Annotated in this window: 18 protein-coding genes; 9 read left to right on the top strand and 9 right to left on the bottom strand. The window is 63.5% G+C overall.

What is annotated here, in order from left to right; all coding sequences use genetic code 11:
* Window positions 1–34: 34 nt before the first annotated feature.
* Window positions 35–823, bottom strand: coding sequence for a class I SAM-dependent methyltransferase (locus UP06_RS16705; protein WP_045003937.1), 789 nt, complete (start codon window positions 821–823; stop codon window positions 35–37).
* 418 nt (window positions 824–1,241) lie between these two features.
* Here UP06_RS16705 and UP06_RS16700 point away from each other — a divergent pair, with 418 nt between their 5' ends.
* Window positions 1,242–2,270 carry a glycosyltransferase family 2 protein gene (locus UP06_RS16700; protein ID WP_045003936.1) on the top strand — a complete coding sequence of 343 codons (1,029 nt, stop codon included), beginning with the start codon at window positions 1,242–1,244 and terminating at the stop codon, window positions 2,268–2,270.
* Window positions 2,271–2,288: 18 nt separating this feature from the next.
* Here UP06_RS16700 and UP06_RS16695 read toward each other — a convergent pair whose 3' ends face one another.
* Window positions 2,289–3,260 carry a glycosyltransferase gene (locus UP06_RS16695; RefSeq protein ID WP_502691558.1) on the bottom strand — a complete coding sequence of 324 codons (972 nt, stop codon included), beginning with the start codon at window positions 3,258–3,260 and terminating at the stop codon, window positions 2,289–2,291.
* 237 nt (window positions 3,261–3,497) lie between these two features.
* Between UP06_RS16695 and UP06_RS16690 the strand changes: the two genes are divergently transcribed.
* From UP06_RS16690 to UP06_RS16675, 4 genes are all read left to right on the top strand, one after another.
* Window positions 3,498–4,565, top strand: coding sequence for a glycosyltransferase (locus UP06_RS16690; protein ID WP_045004245.1), 1,068 nt, complete (start codon window positions 3,498–3,500; stop codon window positions 4,563–4,565).
* Between the two features lie 39 nt (window positions 4,566–4,604).
* Window positions 4,605–5,957, top strand: a complete 1,353-nt coding sequence (locus tag UP06_RS16685; protein ID WP_045003934.1) for an O-antigen ligase family protein — start codon at window positions 4,605–4,607, stop codon at window positions 5,955–5,957.
* A 150-nt stretch (window positions 5,958–6,107) separates the two neighbouring features.
* Window positions 6,108–7,256, top strand: a complete 1,149-nt coding sequence (locus tag UP06_RS41550; protein ID WP_045003933.1) for a GNAT family N-acetyltransferase — start codon at window positions 6,108–6,110, stop codon at window positions 7,254–7,256.
* Between the two features lie 81 nt (window positions 7,257–7,337).
* Complete coding sequence (locus UP06_RS16675; RefSeq protein ID WP_045003932.1) at window positions 7,338–8,222, top strand: protein-L-isoaspartate O-methyltransferase family protein; 885 nt, start codon at window positions 7,338–7,340, stop codon at window positions 8,220–8,222.
* A 61-nt stretch (window positions 8,223–8,283) separates the two neighbouring features.
* On the opposite strand, the gene UP06_RS42435 is transcribed toward UP06_RS16675, so the two are convergent.
* The 3 genes from UP06_RS42435 to UP06_RS16665 all read right to left on the bottom strand — a co-directional run bounded on the left by UP06_RS42435 (window position 8,284) and on the right by UP06_RS16665 (window position 9,878).
* Window positions 8,284–8,418: a hypothetical protein gene (locus tag UP06_RS42435; RefSeq protein ID WP_283806033.1), complete on the bottom strand. Its 135-nt coding sequence runs from the start codon at window positions 8,416–8,418 to the stop codon at window positions 8,284–8,286.
* A gap of 115 nt (window positions 8,419–8,533) precedes the next feature.
* Window positions 8,534–9,133, bottom strand: a complete 600-nt coding sequence (gene wrbA, locus UP06_RS16670) for an NAD(P)H:quinone oxidoreductase (RefSeq protein WP_045004243.1) — start codon at window positions 9,131–9,133, stop codon at window positions 8,534–8,536.
* A 46-nt stretch (window positions 9,134–9,179) separates the two neighbouring features.
* Window positions 9,180–9,878 (bottom strand): pirin family protein, encoded by a 699-nt coding sequence (locus UP06_RS16665; protein WP_045003931.1) that lies wholly within the window; start codon window positions 9,876–9,878, stop codon window positions 9,180–9,182.
* 111 nt (window positions 9,879–9,989) lie between these two features.
* Here UP06_RS16665 and UP06_RS16660 point away from each other — a divergent pair, with 111 nt between their 5' ends.
* Complete coding sequence (locus UP06_RS16660) at window positions 9,990–10,925, top strand: LysR family transcriptional regulator (protein ID WP_045003930.1); 936 nt, start codon at window positions 9,990–9,992, stop codon at window positions 10,923–10,925.
* Window positions 10,926–11,055: 130 nt separating this feature from the next.
* The gene (locus tag UP06_RS16655; protein ID WP_197087277.1) at window positions 11,056–11,550 is read left to right on the top strand and encodes an REP-associated tyrosine transposase; all 495 of its coding nucleotides are present in this window, start codon (window positions 11,056–11,058) and stop codon (window positions 11,548–11,550) included.
* A gap of 104 nt (window positions 11,551–11,654) precedes the next feature.
* On the opposite strand, the gene UP06_RS16650 is transcribed toward UP06_RS16655, so the two are convergent.
* On the bottom strand, window positions 11,655–11,912 hold the full coding sequence (locus UP06_RS16650) for a hypothetical protein (protein WP_045004242.1): 258 nt from the start codon (window positions 11,910–11,912) through the stop codon (window positions 11,655–11,657).
* 162 nt (window positions 11,913–12,074) lie between these two features.
* Between UP06_RS16650 and UP06_RS16645 the strand changes: the two genes are divergently transcribed.
* Together UP06_RS16645 and UP06_RS16640 are read left to right on the top strand one after the other, a co-directional pair.
* The gene (locus UP06_RS16645) at window positions 12,075–13,058 is read left to right on the top strand and encodes a tripartite tricarboxylate transporter substrate binding protein (RefSeq protein WP_045003928.1); all 984 of its coding nucleotides are present in this window, start codon (window positions 12,075–12,077) and stop codon (window positions 13,056–13,058) included.
* Window positions 13,059–13,153: 95 nt separating this feature from the next.
* Complete coding sequence (locus UP06_RS16640) at window positions 13,154–13,492, top strand: hypothetical protein (protein WP_045003927.1); 339 nt, start codon at window positions 13,154–13,156, stop codon at window positions 13,490–13,492.
* Window positions 13,493–13,571: 79 nt separating this feature from the next.
* Here UP06_RS16640 and UP06_RS16635 read toward each other — a convergent pair whose 3' ends face one another.
* Genes UP06_RS16635 through UP06_RS16625 form a run of 3 tightly spaced genes read right to left on the bottom strand, consistent with a single transcriptional unit; the run spans window position 13,572 to window position 15,717 of the window.
* Complete coding sequence (locus UP06_RS16635) at window positions 13,572–14,408, bottom strand: adenylate/guanylate cyclase domain-containing protein (RefSeq protein WP_045003926.1); 837 nt, start codon at window positions 14,406–14,408, stop codon at window positions 13,572–13,574.
* Window positions 14,409–14,463: 55 nt separating this feature from the next.
* Window positions 14,464–14,931 (bottom strand): YbaK/EbsC family protein, encoded by a 468-nt coding sequence (locus UP06_RS16630; protein ID WP_045003924.1) that lies wholly within the window; start codon window positions 14,929–14,931, stop codon window positions 14,464–14,466.
* 21 nt (window positions 14,932–14,952) lie between these two features.
* Complete coding sequence (locus UP06_RS16625) at window positions 14,953–15,717, bottom strand: haloacid dehalogenase type II (RefSeq protein WP_045003922.1); 765 nt, start codon at window positions 15,715–15,717, stop codon at window positions 14,953–14,955.
* Window positions 15,718–15,725: the final 8 nt, after the last annotated feature.

Raw genomic sequence — 15,725 nt, 5'->3', positions numbered from 1 at the left:
GTAGCGTGACGGCCGGGCTGCACGCGCAGGGCCATTAGCGCTTCCGCAGGATGACGTGATAGTCGCCGCGGCGAACGTCGGTGCCGCGCGGGAGCACGGCGTTCAGCACCGCGGCGCCGATGTCTACGAGGGCGGCGACCAGCGGCTTGCGCTGGCGCATCTCGGGATAGCGCGGGCTCTCGACCTCGCGGCGGTAGATCGTATCCAGGCCGTTGGCTGCGGCAAACGCTTCGAGTTTCGACAGCGTCACCAACGGATGGAAGACGGTCGGGAACGGCGCCTCTCCGGGCCGGCCGGCGGTCTTGATGCCGCGGATGTTCCGATAGAACCAGACATGGAACCAGTGCGGCGAGTATTTGGTGACGACGCCGGACAGCGAGCGCGGATTGGGGGCACCGATCAGGATCATCCCGCCGCGCTTGAGCGCATCGCGGAAGTTCAGAAGCGCCACCGCGACGTCGGGCAGATGCTCGATCACGTTGTAGCAGATCACGATGTCGAAGGTGTCCGGGCCGAAGCGATAGGTCTGCACGTCGCCGAGGATCGCTTCCTGCGCGTAAGCGTTGTTGCGGATCTGGTCTTCGTCGATGTCGACGACAGTGACATGGCTGCGGCCGAGCACGTCCATGGGCAGGAAGCTCGACGAGCCGCCGCCGGCCTCGTAGATCGCGAGGGGACCTTGCGGCAGCTCGCGGCGCAAGACCTCGTGGATGGCAAGCAGGCTGTCACGGGCTTCGCCGGCGACCAGGTCACGCAGTGCCTGGGTCTGTACCGGGGCCTGAGTCCGGGCTGTCGCGAAATCGATCGTGGCTGGCTTGCTCATGTTTTTCGACCGCACATGTTCGACTCAAATTTACAGGAATAATCCCGCATCTCCGAGGAGCAAATCTGATGCCGCTTGGTGTCACCGGTCACGGTGCTTACGGCTGGGTTAATGCGTCCATGCGTTAACTAAAGCATCGCTACATCGTGCCGTCGCTGGCGCGTTGGACCACGAATTGCAGTATCACACGTGAAGAAATTCGACTGGAAAACACGCAAAAGCGGTTAAGCGCATGATGGGACGTCTGCATTGTCGGAACACTGGCGCATGGCGCGGCTTTGCCGCCGAAGCCGGCCGCCCATTTCGGGACATTTGCGTCGCAGCACTGTGCCGTTGCGAGACGGCCGATCCATGCAACCGGCGCAAAGCCTTTTTCGGCGAAAGGCCTTTTCAACATATCTCAGGCATCTAGATCGTCATGACGCTGATCCCGACAGACCTCACCGCCAGCCGGATCTCGGATGCCGTGTGCGATCCCAACCGTGAGATCGCCGCGAGCTCGCGCGTCATCGACCTGTCGGTCGGCATCGTCGTCTGCATTCCCTGCTTCCGCCGCCCGCAGCATCTGCGGCTGACGTTGGACTCGCTCGCCAGCCAGCGCACCCCGCGCTCCTTCGCGGTGGTCATGGTCGAAAACGACGCAGCCGGGCGTGAGAGCGCACCAGTTGCAGCGGAGTTTCTCGTCACCGGCAAGCTCCAGGGCGTCTGCCTGGTCGAGAAGCAGCAGGGCAATTGCCACGCAATCAACGCCGCGTTCGAGACGGCGCAGGCGCTGTTTCCCGCCGCGACCCGCTTCCTGATGATCGATGACGACGAGATCGCCTCGCCCGACTGGCTGGAGCTGATGGTTCGCACCGCGGAGGCAACTGGTGCCGACGTGGTCGGTGGACCGGTGCTGCCGGTGTTCGACGATGGCAGCCAGCCCTGGCTTTCGCGTCATCCTGCCTTCTGTCCGGCCTACGACTACACCGGCGCGGTGCCGCAGATCTATGGCTGCGGCAACTGTCTGATCACGCGCGCTGCATTCGATCGGCTGGGCAAGCCCGCCTTCGATCTCCGCTTCAATTTCCTCGGCGGCGGCGACTGCGACTTCTTCACGCGCTGCCGCAATGCCGGCATGACATTCCACTGGACGGCGGAGGCCGTCATCACCGAGACCGTGCCGCAAAACCGCACCAGCTTCAGTTGGATCGCAAAGCGTGGCCTGCGCATCGGTGCGATCAATTATCGCGTGCAGTCCAAGGCTGCGCAAAGTGCGGCGGCGCGGGCGCGGGTGTTTGCGCAGATGATCGGACGGCTGCCGCTGTCGCTGGTTCGCTCGGCTCGCCTGCTGAAATCGTCGAAAGCCGTTATCGCGATGCATCCCATGATGGTCGCGCTTGGTGCTGCGTTCGCCGCATTCGGCGTCGAGCCAAAGCCCTATGAAGCCTCGAAGATCGTCTCCTGACGCGCTAACGTCGGGCGGCTAGATTCCGAAATAGGACAGGGCGATCTTGATCGCGGACCGCGGTGTCGCTTTGAGCGATCGCCGCGCGACCATGCCGAGATAGGCGAGGGCGTCGCGATACCTGCCGAAGCGGACCGCCTGTGTCGCCGAATAGGTCACGAGATGAATTTCGGCCGCCTGCCGCAGCCGGGGCACGGCGTCGGCGGGCAGCTTGGTCAGGATCAAGTCATCGCTGAAGATGCGCGTGACCGCCGGGAAGAAATCCTGCGGCGTCCGCACCGCTGCATTCATGGTGTTGGCCGTGTGCAGGCGATAGTCGAGCAGAAGTTTCGGCACGAATGCGAACTCGCCGAGCGCGGCGAGGCGGCACCAGCAATGCCAGTCCTCGCAATATTGGAGCGAGACGTCGAAGCCGCCGGTTGCCCGGAACGCATCAGTGCGCACCAGCATGATGCCGCCATTGACGATGAAGTTGCCGCTGGCGAGCCGCTCGAGCACGTTGCCTGACGGCTTGCGGCGTCCCTTCAGGAGATCGCGCCGGCCGATCGGCCGGCCCGCACTGTCGATCGTGTTGTAGTCACCATAGACGAGGATCGCGTGCGGCGCGGCCTCGGCTGCCGCCAGCAGCGTCGTCACTGCGTCCGGCCGCAGGCGGTCGTCGGCATCGAGGAAGATCAGCCAGTCGCCGCGCGCGCGGCGTGCGCCGAGGTTTCGTGCGGCCGAGACGCCAGCGGCATCATTCATCATCAGGCGCAGCCGCGGATCGCGGATGGCCTGCACGAGTGCGATGGTGTCGTCGCTCGAGCCGTCGTCCACGACGATAATTTCGTCGACGCCATTCTGCGTCAGCGCGCTGTCGATGGCTTCGCCGATATAGGCCGCCGCATTCTTGGCCGGGATGACGACGGAAACCACAGGCGGCGTCGCGCGCGCGTCCGTCGCCGTGAGCGCGGCGGTCGGTGCTTCGAGCATGGCGTCGGCTATGGTCAAACGATGGCTCGTCTTTAATGATCTGTTAACCAGGCTGCTTTCGAAGCCGGCAATCCGCAGTCCTGGCTGACGCGGATGATACCCACATAACCGTCAAATCGTTGCTGCGAAGGCCGGAGCGACCGCGGTTTCGTAGATTAGCGTTAAGCCTGTGACGTTAAGTCTGTCGCAGCTTTGAAGAGGTGCGACAGCCGGTCTCATGCGAGAATGTAGACCTGATTGCCGCGGATGGACCCAGTGCCCGCAAAGACATTCGACTACGATCCCGACGCCATGGTTCTGAACCTCTTCTACGAGGACAAGGACGATCGCTGGTTTCCCGGCGACCGGCATCTGCGGCGCATGGCGCGACGCATGCTGTTCGGCGAGCCGCGCATGAGCGGACAACTTCGCGTGTTCCTCAACCTCTGTGCAGGGCTCGACCGGCTCGGCATCCGCTACCGCGTCAACGACTACAGTTACATCGCGCGGCATCCCGAGGAAGTCGCCTGCATCATCGGCCGCATCTTCCTGCTGGATAAGTTCGCCTGGAAGAACCCGATCCTGCTCGGGGTCGCCGCCCATAATCATCCGCTCGACGATCCCGACCTGTTCAAGCGGCTTCCGGTGAAGAAGGTCGTGGTACCCGGCCCGTGGTATGCCGACATGTACCGGCCGTATTGGCCCGACACCGAGGTCTGGCCGACGGGCATCGATACCGATCTCTGGGCGCCGTCGCGTCCGTCGCAAAAGACCGTCGACGTCCTCATCTACGACAAGGTCAGCTGGGATCGCGACCGCTATATGCCGGAGTTGATCGAGCCAATCCGCGCACGGCTCATCGAGGAGGGCCGCTCGTTCACCGAGCTGCGCTACGGCAGCTACAAGGAGGAAGACTATCAGGTGGCGCTGGCGCGTTCGCACGCGATGATCTTCCTGTGCCAGAACGAGAGCCAGGGCATTGCCTATCAGCAGGCCCTGTCCTGCGGCGTGCCGGTGTTCGCCTGGGATCCCGGCGGCCCCTGGCGGGATCCCGACTACTATCCACATCGCGTCCAGTTCGCGCCGGTGTCCTCGGTGCCCTATTGGGACGACCGCTGCGGCATCAAGTTCGCCGACTGCACCGGCTTCGAAGCGCGCTGGGGGGATTTCTGGGCCGGATGTGCCGCGGGCAAATTCGATCCGCGTGGCTATGTGCTGGACAATCTCACGCTGGAACGGCGCGCGCTGCAATATTACGAAATCGCGCGCAGCGTGGCGCGGCAGCAGAAGGTGCCTGCCGCCTCCGGCATGGTGGTTGACGGATGGTTAACGGGGATGGGTTAGACCCGGGGCGTTCCTACCATCCCATATCGGCCTTGAGGCATGGATCGCAGCGCCGCAGACATGACTGACGTCGAGGCCCGATCGTTCGGACACGCAATACGTGACGAGCTTGCGACGCTGAACGTTATGCAGATGGCGCGCTGCCTGGTCGCGATGGTGGCCCTGCTGCTGGTGCTGGTGACGCTCAATCCCTTCCCAGATCTGCGCAGCGAGGACGTCGCCATCGTCGGCAGCGGACGCATGGCGCTGGACTACATCACCTTCGGCCTGTTGGCCGCAGTCGCGGTGCTGTTCGCTCTCGCCACCGATGCACTCTCGCTGAAGACCTTCGTCACCCCGCTGCATCTCTGCTTCGTCGGCTGGATGCTGATCAATGTCGTCTTCTCCGAGAGCCGCGAGGTCTCGATCCAGCGATTCGTGCTCGCCGCCAGCGTGACCTCGCTCGCGGTGCTCCTGCCGCTGCTGCCGCCGACGCAGCGGAGCTTCAATTTGTGCCTCGGCGGCGCCGCGCTCGTGCTGCTGGTGCTGTGCTATCTCGGCGTGGTCCTCGCCCCGCAATATGCGATCCACACCGCGCTCGATATCGCCGAGCCGATGCTTGCCGGCGACTGGCGAGGCACTTTTGGCCACAAGAACGGCGCTTCGCCGGTGATGACCATTTTGGTCTATGTCGGCATTTACCTCAGCGCCGTCGGCTCCTTCGTGATGGGACCTGCGATCGCGGTCCTTGCCGGCATCTTCCTCATCTTCACCGGCGGCAAGACATCGTCGGTGCTGTGTCTGGCCATCTACGCCCTGGCGTCGCTGGTCTACGTCACGCGGAGCCTGTGGCTGAAGCGGATCATCTGCTTTGCGCCCCTGATCGTGATGAACCTGTTGACGGTCGGCAGCGTCGCAAGCCCCGCGCTGTCATCCATCACGCGGCTACTGCCGGTCGATCCGACCTTCACCGGCCGCTCCGACATCTGGGAGTTTGCGCTCTCGGCCGTGGCGGAAAAGCCGATCATCGGCCACGGCTATGCGGCATTCTGGGACGACGTCAGCGAGCGGCAGACCGCCAAGGGCGCCGAATGGGCGGTCTCCGCGGCGCACAGCCACAACAGCTATCTCGATCTCGCCATCACCATCGGCCTGCCGGGCCTGCTGCTCGTCATCCTGATCTTCGTTCTTGCGCCACTCCGCAATTTCCAGGCGACCCAGGCGCACAACCGCAGCAATGCGCTGGGCAAGCTGTTCCTGACCATCTGGCTGTTCGGCCTGTATTTCGGGACGACCGAGACCTTCCTGCTCGAACGGCAGAATCCGGTCTGGTTCATGTTCGCGCTTGCTGTCGCGGGACTGCATTTCCTAGCCAGGTTCCAATGCATCGCGCAGATGGAACCCGATCGCTGACAGCTTGTCGCAGTCGCGCGTTCCAAATCGGGACATGAGAGACATTGTGCGCGCAGTGACGGTATCGGTAACGATAAGCAGCGACGTAACTTGTGGTCTGCGACAAAACATAATCTATCTGGAAATGTTCAGTAACTGTATGCCCCGCGAATGGCGTTTGTCAGCCTCGAGCAACTAAACGATCGGGTGTCCTCCAGCACGTCGGGAATCTCAGTCGATTTCATGCGTGACTGGCGACGGGCCGGGTTGCGCCTAAACGCGGGCCATCGCACCGCTTTCCAGCATGGTTACTGGCTCGACGCCTGGTACGAGGCGTTTCACGGCGTCCCGCCGTTGATCGCCGTGATCTCCGATGCCACGACCGGCAAGGACATCGCGGTGGTGCCGATGATCAGCCACACCAGGCGCGGCATCCGTGTCGTCGAGTTTGCCGATCTCGGGGTCTCCGACAACAACGCGCCGATCCTGGCCTGCGACGCCACGTCCGACACGGCCGGTGCGGAGGCGATCAGCGCGGCGCTGGTCGATGGCTTGCGCGCTCTGCCCGATCGCTTCGACGTGCTGCGCCTGAAGAAGATGCCGGCCCATGTCGGCGGCAAGCCGAACCCGCTGCTGGCGCTTGGCCGTCCCGGATCCTGCTCGCTCAACGGCAACCTCGTGCTGACGGGCGACGACTATGCGGACTACCAGGCGTCGATCAAGCGCATGCAGATGCCGCGCTGCTGGCGCGTGTTCAGCCGCCATGCCGGCGCGCGGTTCGAGATTGCCACGGATGCCGCTCGCGCGCACGAGCTTCTCGACGTGATGGATGTCCAGCAGCAGGAGCGCATGCAGAAACTCGGCTCGCGGTTTGTCCTCAACGACGATGCGCATGCCAGCTTCTACCGCGACGTGGTGCGGCAGGGGGTCGCGGAAGGATATGCGATCGTCTCGGCGCTCGTCTGCGACGACGGCATCGTGGCCACCACGCTCGGCGTCAGATACGGCGCGACCTATTTTCTGTTGCGCATCGGTCATGCCGGCAAGCCGTGGGCGAGTTGCTCGCCGGGGCTGCTCGTGACCGAGCGCACCATGGCGGCGCTGCATGAACAGGGCGTGCGGCGCTTCGATCTCAGCATCGGCAACCACGACTACAAGCGCCGCTTCGGCGCCGAGCCGGTCCCGCTGACCGATGTCAGTGTCGCGCTGTCCTGGCGCGGACTGCCTTACGTGTTGCGCGATCATGCCGCGCAGGGACTGCGGCGCCATCCGAAGCTCGCGGCCTTTGCCGCACGCGCGATGGGCAAGGGCGCACGTTAAAGCGCGCGGCGCCCTGGTTGCAGCGGTTACTCGCATGTCGCAATCGTTGTGCTATCGTCGCCTCCGCAGCCCGGAGGCGACATGGACGATCGTTCGGACAAATATCGCGCGTTCTATGCGCAGTTGATCTGCGCCGCGGCCAAGACCACCGATCCCCGTATCGAGCAGGCGTTTCGCAACGTGAGGCGCGAGACCTTCGCGGGCCCCGGGCCGTGGTCGATTTCGTTCGGAGGGCATCCCTATGTCGTGACGCCCGACGATGATCCCGCCTTTCTCTATCAGAACGCGCTGCTGGCTCTGGATCCGGAGCGCGGCGTCAACATAGGCATGCCTGGCGCGCACGCTTATTGGCTCAGCGGCTGTGGTGTGAAGGAAGGTGAGACCGTGCTCCAGATCGGCGCGGGCACCGGCTACTACACCGCCATTCTCGCCGCGCTTGTCGGTCCCGGTGGTCGGGTCTATGCCTATGAAATCGACGAACGCCTGGCGGCGCTCGCGCGCGAGAATTTGAAAGACATCGCTGAGGTCGAGTTGCGCGAGCGCTCGGGCATCGCGTCTGATCTTCCCAGCGTCGACGTGATTTATGTCTGTGCCGGCGCGGCGCAGCCGGCCATGGAATGGCTCGCGGCGTTGCGACCCGGCGGCCGGCTGATATTTCCGTTGGCGCCGGAGGGTGTGCTCGGCGGCATGCTGATGATTACGCGCCCAAACGAGGGTACGGCCTGGCCGGCCAAATTCTTGGGGCGGGCCCAGTTCATCGGCTGCGCAGGACTTCAGGATGCGGATGCCGGCCGGCGGTTGGCCGAGGCTTTCGCCAAAGGCTGGGAACGTGTGCAGTCGCTGCGGAGAGGGGACGTGCCCGACGACACCTGCTGGTTTGCCGGCGACGGCTGGTGGCTTTCAACTGCACCCGCCTTGGCGCCGCCGGTCGACCTACCACCGCACGCGGATCTCACACAGGCCTAAAGCATGATCCGGAAAAGTGCGCCGCGGTTTTCCGAAAAGATCATGCTCAAAAAATAGCGCCTCACGATCCCGTGCATCCGGCGCAATGAAACCGGCCGCGGGAGGCGCGGAACAGGCTGCGGCAATACCAGCGGCGCGTCAGCGCCTGGACCGGCCTGCGGATCATCTGCGCCATCAAGAGAATTTCGAAAGCCATACGCGTCGCTCCTGCAACGATAGATAGGGCGGCATTCCCGAACGAGAATGCCGCCCAAATCGCATCAGCCATGCAGAGGATCGCGAAGCTTAATAGTGAACCTTAGCCTTGAAGCTTAACCGTGCAGCTTCTTGGCCGTCTCCGCGATTGCGCGCCCCTGATAGCGCGCTCCCGCGAGCTCGTTGGCGCTCGGCTGGCGGCTGCCGTCGCCGCCGGTGATCGTGGTGGCGCCATAGGGTGCACCGCCGGTGACTTCGTCGAGCTTCATCTGGCCGGCAAAGCCGTAGTTCAGGCCGACGATGGTCATGCCGAAGTGCAGCAGGTTGGTGATGATCGAGAACAGTGTGGTCTCCTGGCCGCCATGCTGGGTTGCGGTCGCCGTGAAGGCGCCGCCGACCTTGCCGTGCAGCGCGCCCTTCATCCAGAGGCCGCCAGCCTGGTCGAGGAAGTTCGCCATCTGCGAGGCCATGCGGCCGAAGCGGGTGCCGGTGCCGACGATGATCGCGTCGTAATTGGCGAGATCCTCGATCTTGGCGATCGGCGCGGCCTGATCGACCTTGTAGTAGGAGGCCTTCGCGACTTCGGCGGGAACCAGCTCGGGCACGCGCTTGATGTCGACGGTCGCGCCGGCTTCGCGCGCGCCTTCAGCGACGGCGTTGGCCATCGCTTCGATGTGGCCATAGGCGGAATAATAGAGGACGAGAACTTTGGTCATGGTGGTCTCCATTGGGATTGAGCGAGATGATGGGTTGCTTGGATCGTTACGCCGCGTCGACGAGCACGAGCTCTGAATCTTCCAGGGCCGTGATCTTCAGCCTGGCCTCGCCGCGGATTGCGGCGCCGTCGCGGGCGTTGACGCGCACGCCGTTGATCTCGACGGCACCTGCGGCCGGCACCAGATAGAGGTTCCGTGACCTCTCGGGCTCGTACTCCGCGCTCTCGCCGGCCTTCAGCGTGGTGGCGAGCACGCGCGCATCGGCGCGGATCGGCAGCGCGTCCTTGTCGTTCGCGTCGCCACTGGCGATGGTGACGAGCTTGCCCGAGCGGTCCGCCTTCGGGAACGGCTTTGAACCCCAGGTCGGGTGGCCGCCGCGCGCAGTCGGCTCGATCCAGATCTGGAAGATCCGAGTCTTGGTCGGCTCGAGATTGTACTCGGAGTGACGGATGCCGCTGCCGGCGCTCATCACCTGCACGTCGCCCGCCTCGGTGCGCCCCTCGTTGCCGAGGCTGTCCTGATGGGTGATCGCGCCTTCGCGCACATAGGTGATGATTTCCATGTTGGCGTGGGGATGAGCCGGAAAGCCGCTGTTCGGCGCGATCTCGTCGTCGTTCCACACCCGCAAGGCGCCGTGGCCCATGTTGCTCGGGTCATAGTGGTCCGCGAAGGAGAAATGATGCTTCGCCTTGAGCCAGCCGTGGTCGGCGCCGCCGAGCTTGTTGAAAGGTCTGAGTTCGATCATTTGCGTAATCCTGAATGTCTGATGACCCTTGGATAAGCCTCCGCCTGTGGTATAGAAATAGAAACTGTTGAAACACATTGTTTCCTTAAACATCCTAATTGGTCGGCTCCCATGGCAAAACTCCCGGATTTCGAGGCGCTCGCGATTTTCGCAAAAGTCGTGGAACTACGGTCGTTTGCGGCGGCCGCGAGCGAGCTTGTGATGTCCAAGGCGACGGTGTCCAAGGCGGTGACACGGCTGGAGGAGCGGCTCGGCGCTCGACTGTTCAACCGCACCTCGCGCCGGCTCGCGCTGACCGATGCCGGGCACAAGCTTGCCGAACGCGCGACGCGCCTGCTCTCGGACGGCGAGGCGGCGGAGAACGAGGCGCTGGCGCAATCGGTGGCGCCGCGCGGGCTGGTGCGGCTCGCCGTGCCCATGACGTTCGGCATCAAGGCGGTGGCGCCGCTGTTGCCGGAGTTTTTCGAGACCTATCCGGAAGTCTCGGTCGATCTGCATTTGAGCGATGCGACCATCGACCTGATCGGCGAGGGCTTTGACATGGCGGTGCGGATTGCGCGGCTGCCGGACTCGTCGTTGATCGCGCGGCGGCTCTTCACCATGCCGCGCTTCACGGTGGCCGCGCCGTCTTATCTCAAGCGCCACGGCCGGCCGACACATCCGATGCATCTGGCCGAGCACAAATGCTTCAGCTACGCCTATCTCACCACGCCCAACATCTGGCACTACACCAATGCGGCCGGCGAGCAGGCCAGCGTGCGGCCGGGCGGCCAGCTCCGCGTCAACAATGGCGAAGCGGTGATGCCGACGCTGATCGCCGGCCTCGGCATCGCCGAGCTTCCGGAATTCATCGTCGGTGACGCCATCGCCTCCGGCGAGGTCGAAGTGATCCTGAAGGACTGGAAGCAGGCCGAAGGCGCCGTGCATCTGGTGACCCCGCCCGGCGGCCCGCGCCCCGCACGCGTCGAAGCGCTCGGTGATTTTCTCGCGGCGAAGCTGCCGGGAACGTGCAAGCGGCAGCCGAAGAAGGGCGGGAAGGCGGGGTAGATCCTTTGGTGGGCACGGCGCTTCGCGCCTTTGCCCATCCCACAAAATCTCGCTAGTCTATCGTCCGCGCAAGCTGCCGTAGGGTGGGCAAAGCGAAGCGTGCCCACGACTTTGTCTGAGGGAATCGCAAGTGTCTCGATATCGGCGGGCACAGGGAAGGATGTTCTTCTTCACCGTCGTGCTCGCAGATCGATCGAGCACGTTGCTCGTCGATCAAGCTGATCGCTTGAGACGAATCTACCGAGCCGTCTTTGAGCGCCAGCCATTCGAGACCGTCGCAATCTGTATCTTACCAGACCACCTCCATGCGATTTGGACGTTGCCGGAGGGCGACGTCGACTTTTCATCGCGTTGGAATCAGATCAAAGGCGGATTTTCGCGTGGCTTGCAGGCCGGGCCACCCTCAATGAGTAAATTGAAGAAGCGCGAGAAAGGCATCTGGCAGCGCCGTTATTGGGAGCACGCGATCCGCGACGACACGGATTTGGAGCGTCACGTCGACTATATACATTTCAATCCCGTGAAGCATCGCCTCGTCGCGCGCGTGAGCGATTGGTCTCTCAGCAGCATTCATCGCTACGTCGATCAGGGCATTCTCCCAGCGGATTGGGGAGGGGATATGTGAGACATTGCGGGGCATTTCGGCGAGTGATGGTGGGCACGGCGCTTTGCGCCTTTGCCCACCCTACGGCATCTCGCCTATCTCAAATTCACCCGCGCCGCATCTCGTTAGGACACCTTCACGCCGTTGATCGCGACTATGCGCAAGTCTGGCTTCAGGGTCTCCTCCAACTGCGACTTCAACTCATGAACACGCGGGTCGGTCGAGCGCGCCGCGCAAACCGCGTATTGATGGACGGATTGCGCCAGGGCATGCCGCGCTTCCGGCGTTCGTGTCACTTCTGGCTTTGAAAGCCGCAGGACGATCGCGGCGAGATTCACCAGCATCTCGTCCAGGGCGACGTCGATGGTTGCTAGTTTTCCCATAACGCACTCCCATGGCACACTCCCTTGGGAGGGCAACAATGGCTCTGGGGATGCGTTCCAGACCGGGGCGAACATGGCTAACGCTTCGTAAACGGCTTGTTCTTGCCGATCGCGACGCTAGGCTGGGAGCGAAACAAGAAAAATCGGGGGGAGAGACCTGCCATGGATCGACGCGATGTCCTGCGCGCCGTTGCCGCACTGCCGCTGTTGCCCGCGTTGCCGAGCGCAGCATTCGCCCAAACCTATCCCATTCGCAACATCACCATGATCGTGCCGTTTCCCGCCGGCGGCCAGGCCGATCTCGCGGCGCGCCCGGTGGCGCAGGCGTTGGAGCGAATCCTGGGCAAGGCCGTCATCGTCGACAACCGCGCCGGCGGGGCCGGCGGATCGGTCGGCAATGCTGCGGCGGCGCGCGCCGAACCCGACGGCTACACGCTGCTGATGACGCTGTCCTCGCTCGCGGTGCTCCCCGAGGCCGACCGGCTGTTCGACCGTCCGGTCGCCTATGAAGTCTCGCAGTTCATGCCGATTGCGCGCGTGCTCGCTGATCCTACGCTGCTCGCGGTGCCGGCCTCGGCGCCATGGAAGACGGCGCAGGATTTTGTCGAGGACGCGAAGAAGCGTCCGGGCCAGATCACCTATGGCTCGTCAGGGCCCTACGGCACGCTGCACGTAGCGATGGAGATGTTTGCGAACAGCGCCGGTATCAAGCTGCTGCATGTGCCGTTTCGCGGTGCGGGTCCCGCGCTGACCGCTTTGCTTAGCGGCACCGTGCAGGCAATTGCGGCGGCACCCGGCACGCTGAAGCCGCAGGTCGACGACGGCAAGCTGCGCGTGCTCGGCAATTGCGGCGCGCAGCGTATCGCGAGCTTTCCTGATACCCCGACCTTCCAGGAGCTCGGCTACAAGGATGTCGAGATGTACATCTGGGCCGGACTCTTTGCACAGAGTTCTCTTCCTGCGCCGATCGCGAGCCGCCTGCGCGAGGCGATGGGCCAGGTGATGACGAGCCCGGATGTGCTCAAGACCTTCGATGCCTCGGGCAGCCTCGTCGCCTATCAGGATGCGCCGGCGTTCTCCGACTTCGTGGCGACCGACAGCGCGCGGCTGATCGCAGCGGTCAAGAAGATCGGCAGGGTCGAATAGATTTCGGTCGCATCTTCACATTTTTTTGTTTAGCCAGAACCTGACCGCGTCTCATTGATTGAAGACAATTCAAGAGAATCGAGAAGGACCGGGACATGCGAACAGAGCGAATTGCGCTGGGGCTGGCGCTTGCGGTTGGCGGCATGGTCGCGCAAGGCGCGGCCTTTGCGCAGGAAAATCGCGGCACCGTCGAGCAGCAGATGGCCTGCACGCCGGATGTCTGGCGTTTGTGCAGCGATCAGATTCCGGATGTGAACCGCATTACGGCTTGTTTGCAACAGAACACGCCACAACTCTCCTCCGCCTGTCGGGCGGTGTTCCAGTCCAACAATCAGATGCCGCCGCCGCAGCCCGTCCCGCGCGGCCGGGCAGTGCCGCCGCCGCGCTATAACGCGGCGCCACCGCCGCCGCGACCTGACGATGACGACGACTGAAGCATGATCCGGACCCGAAGGGCCGCGTTAGCGTAAAGTGCGCAGCGGTAGGCGCGAAGATGCGCTCGCACCACCTCGTTCAGCGCTCCCCCTTGCTGTCCGACTCAGGTCGATGTCGGAGCGCTGTCCGCAACAGGGCACCGAAGAGTATTGCTGCGACTGGCCAGTGGAACCAGATCTTATGCATGCCGGTGAAAACGTTGATCAGAATCAGAAAGGTCGACACGGTGAGGGCCGCTGCAACCGGGCGGGGCAGCTTGGCCAGCCAATCCGAGACGGCACCCATCCACGAGGATGGCTCGTGCCCGTCGCGGTGTACGGCGCCAGTCTCTGAACCCGCAACTGCGCCCTGAGTCTGGCGTTCGCCAGGCGGAAAGCTCCTTGCTTGAGCCGTTTGGCCGCTCATGGTCACACGATAGCTGGTCATGGGAGCAATGTTTTTCATTGGACGCTGGCCGAGACAGTCGAAGCCAACAGATAATTTGTTGTGCACTTGATCATAGGCGGAGCTGGAGATGACGATGCCACCGGGTTCGGCAAGTTCTTGCAGACGCGCCGCGATATTGACCCCGTCTCCATAAAGATCGGAACCATCCACCATCACGTCGCCGAGATTAACACCGATGCGAAAACGCATCGGTGGAGGTGGGTCCGAATCCTGGTTGGAAAGCTCCTGCTGAATCTCGACCGCGCATTGCACGGCCTCGACGACGCTGGCGAACTCGGCGATCACGGCATCGCCCCAGGTATTCACGATGCGGCCGTCATGACGCTGGACCAATCCCGCAATGGCCGTGCGGTAGCGGCGGAGCGTCTCCAACGTTCCCGTCTCGTCTGCCTCCATGAGGCGAGAATAGCCGTGCACATCAGCGCACAGCACGGTGGTCAGTCGTCGTTTCACCTTGTCGTCGGTCATGGTTCGTATCGTAGCCTTCCTGACAGGCAAATGCATCAGGCATCCCGCTGCTGCCTTACGCCCTGACCTCGCAGACATCGACCCACTCGGCAGCGGTCAGCTCGGCCATCCGCTCCGGCGTGATGCGCACGGCGCTGTGGGTCGAGCCTGCGGCCGGCACCACGACGTCGAACGCCTTCAGCGAGACGTCGCAATAGACCGGCAGCGGCGACTTCAGCCCGAACGGGCAGACGCCGCCGACCTCGTGGCCGGTGATCTCGGCGACCTCTTCCAGCCCCAGCATCTTCGGCTTGCCGCCGAACTGTGCCTTCACCTTTTTGTTGTCCATGCGCGACGTGCCGGCGGCGACGATCAGGATCACGCGCTCGCCGACGCGCAAGGACAGCGTCTTGGCGATCATGCCGGGCTCGACGCCATAGGCTTCGGCGGCAAGCGGCACTGTGGCCGAGCTGATCGGCGATTCCATCACGGTGATGTCGGGGGCTTTCTCGGCGAAGAAGGCGCGAACGGATTCCAGGCTCATTCCAGTCAGCTCATGCAAGTCTCACGGGCGGGCGACGATCCCCGGGTCATCCCTAGAGATGATCCCGGGTAGCTCGGACAGCGCGCGGACGCGATGATCCGGCGCAAATCCGAGCTCATCCATCTGGGTGCGGATCGCCTTGAACATGGTGAGCGGTGCCACGAGTTCGTTCTCGACGCAAGCCAGCGCCATCGCCTCGGGCGTCACCCGTTCGATCCAGGCGACGTTCAATCCGAACGACTTTGCGCCCGCGACGTCCCACGGATTTGAGGAGACGAACAGAACCTCGTTCGGCGCGGTGCCCAGCACTTCGCCGATCAGTTCATAGGCCTCGGGGCTCGGCTTGAAGATCTTCTTTGCATCGACGCTGATGGTGGCATCGAGCAGGCGATCGAGACCGCTGTTGCGCACGAGCACATCGAGCATGTCCGGGCTGCCGTTGGAGAGGATGGCAAGCTTGTGCGGCTTCAGCCCGGTGAGCGCGCCTGTCGCGTCCGGATAGAGATCGAGATGCAGATATTTCTCGATGACGCGCTCGAATGCGTCGCCCTCATAGGTAAGCCCGAGGATGCGCAGCGTATAGGCGAGCGAGTCGCGCGTGACGGCAGAAAAATCCTGGTAGCGCCGCATCAGCGAGCGCAACCAGGTGTATTCGAGCTGCTTGATACGCCAGACCTGCGTGATGATTTCGCCATAGCCCGGAAACGCATCCTCGGTGATCTCCGCGACCGACTGGATGTCGTAGAGCGTCCCGTAGGCGTCGAAGACGACGGCTTTGAGGCTCATTGGCTCGC

Source organism: Bradyrhizobium sp. LTSP857 (genome assembly GCF_000938285.1).
Taxonomy (GTDB): Bacteria; Pseudomonadota; Alphaproteobacteria; order Rhizobiales; family Xanthobacteraceae; genus Bradyrhizobium.
The sequence above is the reverse complement of the archived record's forward strand: the minus strand, read 5'-3'. Positions and strand labels throughout refer to the sequence as shown.

Excerpts from the sequence above, each read along its gene's own strand:
- UP06_RS16705 (WP_045003937.1), bottom strand. The coding sequence starts at position 823 with ATGAGCAAGCCAGCCACGATCGATTTCGCGACAGCCCGGACTCAGGCC.
- UP06_RS16700 (WP_045003936.1), top strand. The coding sequence starts at position 1,242 with ATGACGCTGATCCCGACAGACCTCACCGCCAGCCGGATCTCGGATGCC.
- UP06_RS16685 (WP_045003934.1), top strand. The coding sequence starts at position 4,605 with ATGGATCGCAGCGCCGCAGACATGACTGACGTCGAGGCCCGATCGTTC.
- UP06_RS41550 (WP_045003933.1), top strand. The coding sequence starts at position 6,108 with ATGGCGTTTGTCAGCCTCGAGCAACTAAACGATCGGGTGTCCTCCAGC.
- UP06_RS16675 (WP_045003932.1), top strand. The coding sequence starts at position 7,338 with ATGGACGATCGTTCGGACAAATATCGCGCGTTCTATGCGCAGTTGATC.
- UP06_RS42435 (WP_283806033.1), bottom strand. The coding sequence starts at position 8,418 with ATGGCTTTCGAAATTCTCTTGATGGCGCAGATGATCCGCAGGCCGGTC.
- wrbA (WP_045004243.1), bottom strand. The coding sequence starts at position 9,133 with ATGACCAAAGTTCTCGTCCTCTATTATTCCGCCTATGGCCACATCGAA.
- UP06_RS16665 (WP_045003931.1), bottom strand. The coding sequence starts at position 9,878 with ATGATCGAACTCAGACCTTTCAACAAGCTCGGCGGCGCCGACCACGGC.
- UP06_RS16660 (WP_045003930.1), top strand. The coding sequence starts at position 9,990 with ATGGCAAAACTCCCGGATTTCGAGGCGCTCGCGATTTTCGCAAAAGTC.
- UP06_RS16650 (WP_045004242.1), bottom strand. The coding sequence starts at position 11,912 with ATGGGAAAACTAGCAACCATCGACGTCGCCCTGGACGAGATGCTGGTG.
- UP06_RS16645 (WP_045003928.1), top strand. The coding sequence starts at position 12,075 with ATGGATCGACGCGATGTCCTGCGCGCCGTTGCCGCACTGCCGCTGTTG.
- UP06_RS16640 (WP_045003927.1), top strand. The coding sequence starts at position 13,154 with ATGCGAACAGAGCGAATTGCGCTGGGGCTGGCGCTTGCGGTTGGCGGC.
- UP06_RS16635 (WP_045003926.1), bottom strand. The coding sequence starts at position 14,408 with ATGACCGACGACAAGGTGAAACGACGACTGACCACCGTGCTGTGCGCT.
- UP06_RS16630 (WP_045003924.1), bottom strand. The coding sequence starts at position 14,931 with ATGAGCCTGGAATCCGTTCGCGCCTTCTTCGCCGAGAAAGCCCCCGAC.
- UP06_RS16625 (WP_045003922.1), bottom strand. The coding sequence starts at position 15,717 with ATGAGCCTCAAAGCCGTCGTCTTCGACGCCTACGGGACGCTCTACGAC.